The following is a 6189-nucleotide window of genomic DNA, read 5'->3' on the forward strand; positions in this document are numbered from 1 at the left end:
GCCTGTTTCAGGGCGGTGAAGGAGGCCAATTGTGAGCACCTGGGTGTTGTCACCGGGGGCAACCTTGACTTGCTGGATCATCCGGCATTCAACTGGGTAAACACGATGATAGGGAATGTGAAGAACTCGCTGCGGGGCAGTTGCCATACGCTCGGAGCGAAGCATTTACCGAGACATCTTGCTGAATACTGCTTCCGGTTTAATCATCGTTTTGACCTCAAAAGCATGTTGGTTGAATTGGGGCATGCAGTCGTGGCAAGCCCTCCGATGCCATATCGGCTCTTGAAGCTGGCTGAGGGTCATGGGTAATCAGGTAGTCCATTGCTTGCTGATAGGCGGAACTTTGCTCCGGTTGGGTTCCTGCGGGTTCCATACTTTGAAACAGCTTAATCGCCTTTTGCTCCGTCAGAGCCGGATTGCTATTGGGGTTTCGTAAACTCCAACGACTGTAATAACCGCCGCCAATGTCCGAGTGGCAACCTGGCAGCGCCAGTTCGGTGAAGTTGGACGCAATCTGTTTACCCTCCACGTCATTGGTGATCCGGGTCAGGGCAAAGAAGTAGCGCCACTCATCCTTGGCTGTCAGGTGCACGACCCGCTCCGCACAATCCGAGGCTAGCGTGATGTTACGTGCTTCCAGTAGCGACGAACAGACAGTATCGAACAGCCCGACAAACTTGATCCTGCAATCCTCCCGGCTTGCCCAGTCAAAACCTGCTTTCAAGCGGATACTAGATTCTTTGGATACCGCCTCAACCAGTGGGTGATCAGCCTGCAGGTCGATCGTGTTCACGAACTGCCGTGCCGCCGAAGCCCCCCGACTAAACCCAAACACGTCAAATTCGATCTTGTGGATACATTCCAGAGTTGTTAGTTCATTTCCTAATTGCTGTTTGATTTGTTCAACAATTTTCTCACGGCAGGCTAGCTGGACCTTGCCATCACTAGATGTCGGACCTGCATCCATACCTTGGCCAACAAGGGTTGAGTCACCTTTACCAGATTCTGTCCCAATGCCATCGAGATAAACACGCACGACCAGCCTTCTTGGTTCATTGGGGATATATAAGTCATAAGCCTTCCCAATATTAGTGATGTCATTCCCTTGGCTGTTATCACTCACTGACACCGTCCCCGCCATGCACTGCTGGCGTACCCTCTCCTGTTCTAGCGGATCGCTGCATTGAGCCAGAAAGGCTTCTATCTCTGCTTTACCTTCCTCATGTTTAAAGGAGTTGTTGGCCGTGCCATCAAAGAACACACCGATACGCAGGATATTCAGCCGATACCCCTTCACCTCAATCACGTAGGAGTGCTTGGTGAAAAAGCGAGGAGGCTGGGCTTGTCCTGACTGATGCCCTTTCGGCAGCGGCTGTTCTGGCTCGGTGAGACAAAGGTCACCGGTGGTCACCTTGATATGCTCTCGTTTGACGTCGCAGTGCCCGAATAACTTGTCTGTATAGGCGGGTACCTGTGTGATCTCACCCTCCTTGAGGGCCTCACGGGACTGCGCCGCCTTGAGCCAGGCTGGCGTCTCGATTTTTACTGTCACCGGACCAACTGCAAAACCTCGCACCAGAGTGGGTCCATCCTGCAGGGTGACCGTCTCTGACTTGCCGGTTTCGTCTGTCAAAGTGGCCTTGAGCCCCTTGAACGAACGGTTGTGCTCATCGCGAATGTCTACCTCTACCCAGTTATCATAACGTTCGCAAGGGATACAGTGGGGATCTGCCGCCATCAGGATACTCCTGTCAATTCGTGATGTTTGTTCAGCCAGTTGGCTACCTGAACCAGCTCATCGTCAGTCAGCATCAATGGCCCCCGTATCTCTTCAAGAGCCAGATTGGCCTGCAAGGCCAAGGCACCAGCCACCACACCATCGAGCACATCCTCTTGCAGCCCATCCTGACTGGCCAGTTTGAGTGTGGGTAAAATGGTCCCGGCCGGGTCAGGATGGCGCTCCATCATAGCCGTCATGGTCTGCCATAACCGCCGCCGCAAGATGTAGGCATGACGGTTCTCGTCGTAGAGTCCAGCCAGATGATGAGGCCGGATATGAAACCAGGGAGTTTGCAATGCGGGTTGGAACCTGGCGTGAGGCGTGCGAGCGAAGACCTTGCCATGGATCCAGAGCCCGGAACAGGGCCCCAGCACACTATCGCGTTCATCAGGGGTCATGGCGCTGAGCATGGGCAAGAAAATGCGTGGGTCAGAGAAACGAAACCAAACTGCTTCTCCCTCGCGTATCGCTTCTATCAGGCTCTGCCAATGGCGGCGGACCAGATCCACTGATTGGTCGCTGATCAGGTAGAAGCCGCTCAGGGCGGGATTAGCCATCATGAACTCAGTGGAAGGGGCAGGCAGCAACCAAGGCCCCAACGCAGAGTGCTCATCGAAAGCAGTACCGGCAAAAAGTGGATTGGCATTCTCTCCATCATAGGTATAGAAATCCGCTACGGCTGACTCTGCCAGAGCTCCATCGATGACGGCATACGTCTCACCCGCTTGCTCGCCAGCGAGCCAATCAAATAACGTCATAATACGGAAACCTCAATCAGTCGCTTGATCCTGCTGCGGTTGTCCGATGCATTGTCAGAGGTTGGGATCGTATTGAGCAAGGTATCGAAATCACCGCTCGTGGAGGAAACTACTCGATCGACCCTTAGCCTGGTCTGCGTCGGAAACAGCATCTCAGCTTCGCCCTTGAAGTGCGCAGCGTCTCCCAGCAGACGGCCACCATGACCGGCAGGCAAGCGGATCTTCAACAAGGTATCGTTGACCCAGGCCTTGTCCGGTGAGGTACTCATGAATCCAGGCTCAACAACGATATTACCCACCCCGGTGAACTGCTCTTTCAGGGCTGCAAGCTCCGGCTTGTCCAGCGCCAGCCCCCGGTAGACGAAAGACAACTCAGGTGAGGCCGGCAATTTGGCCAGACCAGCCTCCACATCGGCAACATAGGCCTTCATTGCCTTATCAAATTCACCCGCAGATGTCGGCTCATCATTCAAATAGCTGCGACTAAGCAGGGTATCGATGGCCTCTCGCTGCTTGTAGGGGCGATCACGCAAATAGTTATTGAGCAATGTGTACCCCTGCGCCGAATAGTATCTGAGCGCTTCATCCGCTTTGGATATCTCCACCGTCGCCCACTTCTTTGCCGGCTTTTTACCTTCCCCTTTGGCTGCAACAGGTGGCGGCGGCGGTGGCATTCCTGCGCCTCCGGCAAGCTGGGGTGGGACGGGTGGTGGAGCCGGTGGCCCCCCGGCAGGCGGAGGTGGTACAGGTGGTGGGGCTGCAGGACAAGGCTTGGCCAGCGGCGCCATGGACTCCATGCTCTTGTGGATGGCCGGGGCTGGCAACGTTGCTGGTGGTGGTGGCACTTCGACATTGCCTGGTAGAACGGGAGCCTTGCCCCCCCAGCCAGAACCTGAACCTGGGCTGCCGCCGGAGTTCATCTTGATGGTGGGGCCAACCAGAGTGACGCCGTTCGGGTCTACCTGCACAAAACTGCCACCCACTTTGAGGGTGATTTCAGCTCCGGCCTCCAGTACGACCTTTTGACCCGACTTGAAGTGAATTTCCTGACCTGCTTCCACCAATAGTGCTTGTGCAATCTTCTGGTGGATCGATGCATCCACCGTCAGCGAGTAGTCGGCTTTTATCTGGTCGCGCTTCTCACCCTCCACCGTCAGGTGGTCATTGGCCTTGATGCGGGTCACCCGCTCATTGTCGATGTCGGAGTGCTGGTCGTGCTTGATGTGCCAGGCGGCATCATTTTCGATAAGCACGTTCAGGTCTTTCTGACCGTGGATATAAATCTCTTCCTGCCCCGCCTGGTCTTCAAAGCGCAGCTCATTGAAGCCCTCCCCCTGGTGGGTTTCGGTGCGCAGCACGGTGCGGGTCTTGTTGGCAGGTAGCTCATAAGGAGGCCGGTTGGTGGCGTGATAGGTGCGCCCGGTCACGATGGGCTGGTCGGGGTCCCCTTCCAGGAAACTCACGATGACCTCGTGGCCGATGCGCGGGATGGCCATCATGCCGTATTGACCGCCGGCCCAGCCTTGCGAGACTCGCACCCAGCAGGAGCTCTGGTCGTTGCTCGAGCCGTAGCGGTCCCACGGGAATTGCAGCTTGACCCGGCCATGCTCGTCGCAGTAAATCTCCTCCCCGTCGGGGCCCACCACCATGGCGATTTGTGGGCCATCCACCATCAGCTTGTGAGGGGCCTCCGGGCTGCCGATGCGTGCCCGCCAGGTGGTGCTCGCTTTCACCACCCCGAATTCATTGTGGTAGACGGTGGGGCCGCTGCCCCCCTCCTCTTCCAGCGCCTGTGGCTGCAAGCCGGTGTGCTGGATGCGCACGATTTGCCAATCGGTGTTGAGACTGCCGTTGGGGTGTTCGGTGAGTGAGAAGCTCTGCCCCGGCTGTAAAGCCGCGCAGTTGGACTTAGCCTGGCCCGCCACTGCATCGTTGCGCAGCGCATCCAGCCGATGTTGGGCAAAGGCCTTACCGCTGCCATCCTGCTTGTAGCGGCCCGGAAAATCAAAGTGCTGGTAGGTGTCGCGCTGGTGGTTCAGCTCAGCCCCTACTTTTTTGTGGGAGAGGCCGTAGGCCGGGGTCTTGAAGCTGTAGTCCTTGAGCTCCACATCCGACGGGCGTACCGCCTCGCGATAGTGGAACTGGCGCACATAGGGGCCTTGCTCCAGCGAACGGTTGCTGAGGTTGAAGAAGAGCTCGGGGCCGGCGGTCAGGGCGGCCGCGTCATCGGCAAACACGATGCGGTGCTTGCCCGCTTCAAACTCGTGGAAGTAGAACATCCCCTCTTCGGCGGCGAGGCGGTTCACGAAATCGAGGTCGGTTTCGCGATACTGAACGCAATATTCCCGTTTAGCATGCTCATTCTTGAGCGCAAAGGCGTAGTCGGTGATGCCGTGCTCTTGCAAAAGAATGCTGAGGATTTCATCGGGCTTCTGTGCCTGAAAGATGCGGGAGTTCTGGCGAAGTGACAGCCGCCACAGCGCCGGCTGCACCAGCAGCTGATAGCGGGTCCTGCGAAAACCGCTGTCACCCTGCGCAAAGTCACTCACCACTCCGCACACCCGCCGCTGCAGCTCGCCGTTGTACCACACCAACAGCTCGCACGGCTGGTCCAGCACGGCTCCAAAGTCGATGTCGGGCTGGGCACTCGCCAGCTCCAGGCGCAGGTTGAACGGCCGGTTGAGCCCTTCATCCAGCGCAAACTCGGCCACCACGAAGGTGCTCTCGGGCAGGGCCCCCACCTTGACGGTAAATTGTAATCCTGTGCTGTCTGCCATCGTTGCTCGCCCCAGAGATATCGTGCAGCCCCATCAGGCGGGGCACTTCAAGTCGTGTGAGAGATCCGCCTTCGCCCCGGTTATTGTGCGGCAAGACGTAAACTCGGATTTTTTCTTGTGCCCCCTCACCTCAGGCAAACGGGCAGAAGAAAAAACGCGTGTATTGAAACGGAGCGGGAAATGCCAGAAACAGCAAAAGGGCACCGCAAGCAGTGCCCTTTTGCTCAGAATTACGCTTCGATCGGTGCGCGCCAGTCGTCCGCACCGGAAGTACCGGCAACGGTGTGCTCCCAGTCAATCTTGCGATAGGCCAGAGAGACCTGGATCAGCTGGGTGAAGTCAGACTTTGCCGGATCCTGGCAGTGCGGCATCTGGCAGTCGATGTCGACGATGGTGGCATCGGTTAGCACGGTAGAGAAGAAGTGCTCTTGCTTGCCCTCGACGGAGGTGCGGTACCACTTCAGGGTCACTTTCGGCAGCATCTCGCCGGAAGCCAGGGAGTTGTACATCAGCGGTACGGCTTTGTTCAGCGCAACGGTGAACTTGAACGGCTTGTGGACACGCTGACCAGCAGGCTGACCGGATTGCGGATCGGTCGGCACGGTGACGACGTGTTGGAACTCTTGTACCAGCATCTCGTCTTCGTGGCCCTGCACGAAGATGTTGCCGACGGAATCGGAAGTGAAGGCACCGGCGGTGATATTGCCCTGGGTTTTACCTTCGATGCTGATATAACATGGAGTTGGCATGAGTTTGCTCCTGATTGGTTGAACGGTAATGACACTCGACCTAACCAGTTAGCAGCGACCATGCCAATCTTTTTTATCCATATTTTTCAATACATTAAGTGAAAATCAAGCAAGCTGCGCTGATG

At 56.8% G+C, this 6189-nt stretch carries 4 protein-coding genes and 2 pseudogenes; 1 reads left to right on the forward strand and 5 read right to left on the reverse strand.

What is annotated here, in order from left to right:
* A partial coding sequence (locus CAK78_RS07120; protein WP_141214129.1) for a transposase occupies positions 1-309 on the forward strand: 309 nt, incomplete at its 5' end.
* A 4-nt stretch (positions 310-313) separates the two neighbouring features.
* On the opposite strand, the pseudogene CAK78_RS07125 reads toward CAK78_RS07120, so the two are convergent.
* From CAK78_RS07125 to hcp1, 5 genes and pseudogenes are all read right to left on the reverse strand, one after another.
* Positions 314-1738, reverse strand: a pseudogene (locus CAK78_RS07125) (T6SS phospholipase effector Tle1-like catalytic domain-containing protein); the annotation flags it as partial.
* Positions 1738-2538, reverse strand: coding sequence for a DUF4123 domain-containing protein (locus CAK78_RS07130; protein ID WP_094696835.1), 801 nt, complete (start codon positions 2536-2538; stop codon positions 1738-1740). The pseudogene CAK78_RS07125 and the gene CAK78_RS07130, both read right to left, overlap by 1 nt.
* Positions 2535-3335 carry an ADP-ribosyltransferase gene (locus CAK78_RS23080; RefSeq protein WP_369597518.1) on the reverse strand — a complete coding sequence of 267 codons (801 nt, stop codon included), beginning with the start codon at positions 3333-3335 and terminating at the stop codon, positions 2535-2537. The genes CAK78_RS07130 and CAK78_RS23080 overlap by 4 nt, the downstream gene beginning before the upstream one ends.
* A 69-nt stretch (positions 3336-3404) precedes the next feature.
* Positions 3405-5315 (reverse strand): annotated as a pseudogene (locus CAK78_RS07135) (type VI secretion system Vgr family protein); the annotation flags it as partial.
* Between the two features lie 230 nt (positions 5316-5545).
* Entirely contained in the window at positions 5546-6064 is a 519-nt protein-coding gene (gene hcp1 / locus CAK78_RS07140) for a type VI secretion system effector Hcp1 (protein ID WP_010634822.1), read from the reverse strand.
* Positions 6065-6189 lie beyond the last annotated feature (125 nt).

The organism is Aeromonas sp. A35_P (genome assembly GCF_002259925.1).
GTDB classification, from domain to species: Bacteria; Pseudomonadota; Gammaproteobacteria; order Enterobacterales; family Aeromonadaceae; genus Aeromonas; species Aeromonas dhakensis.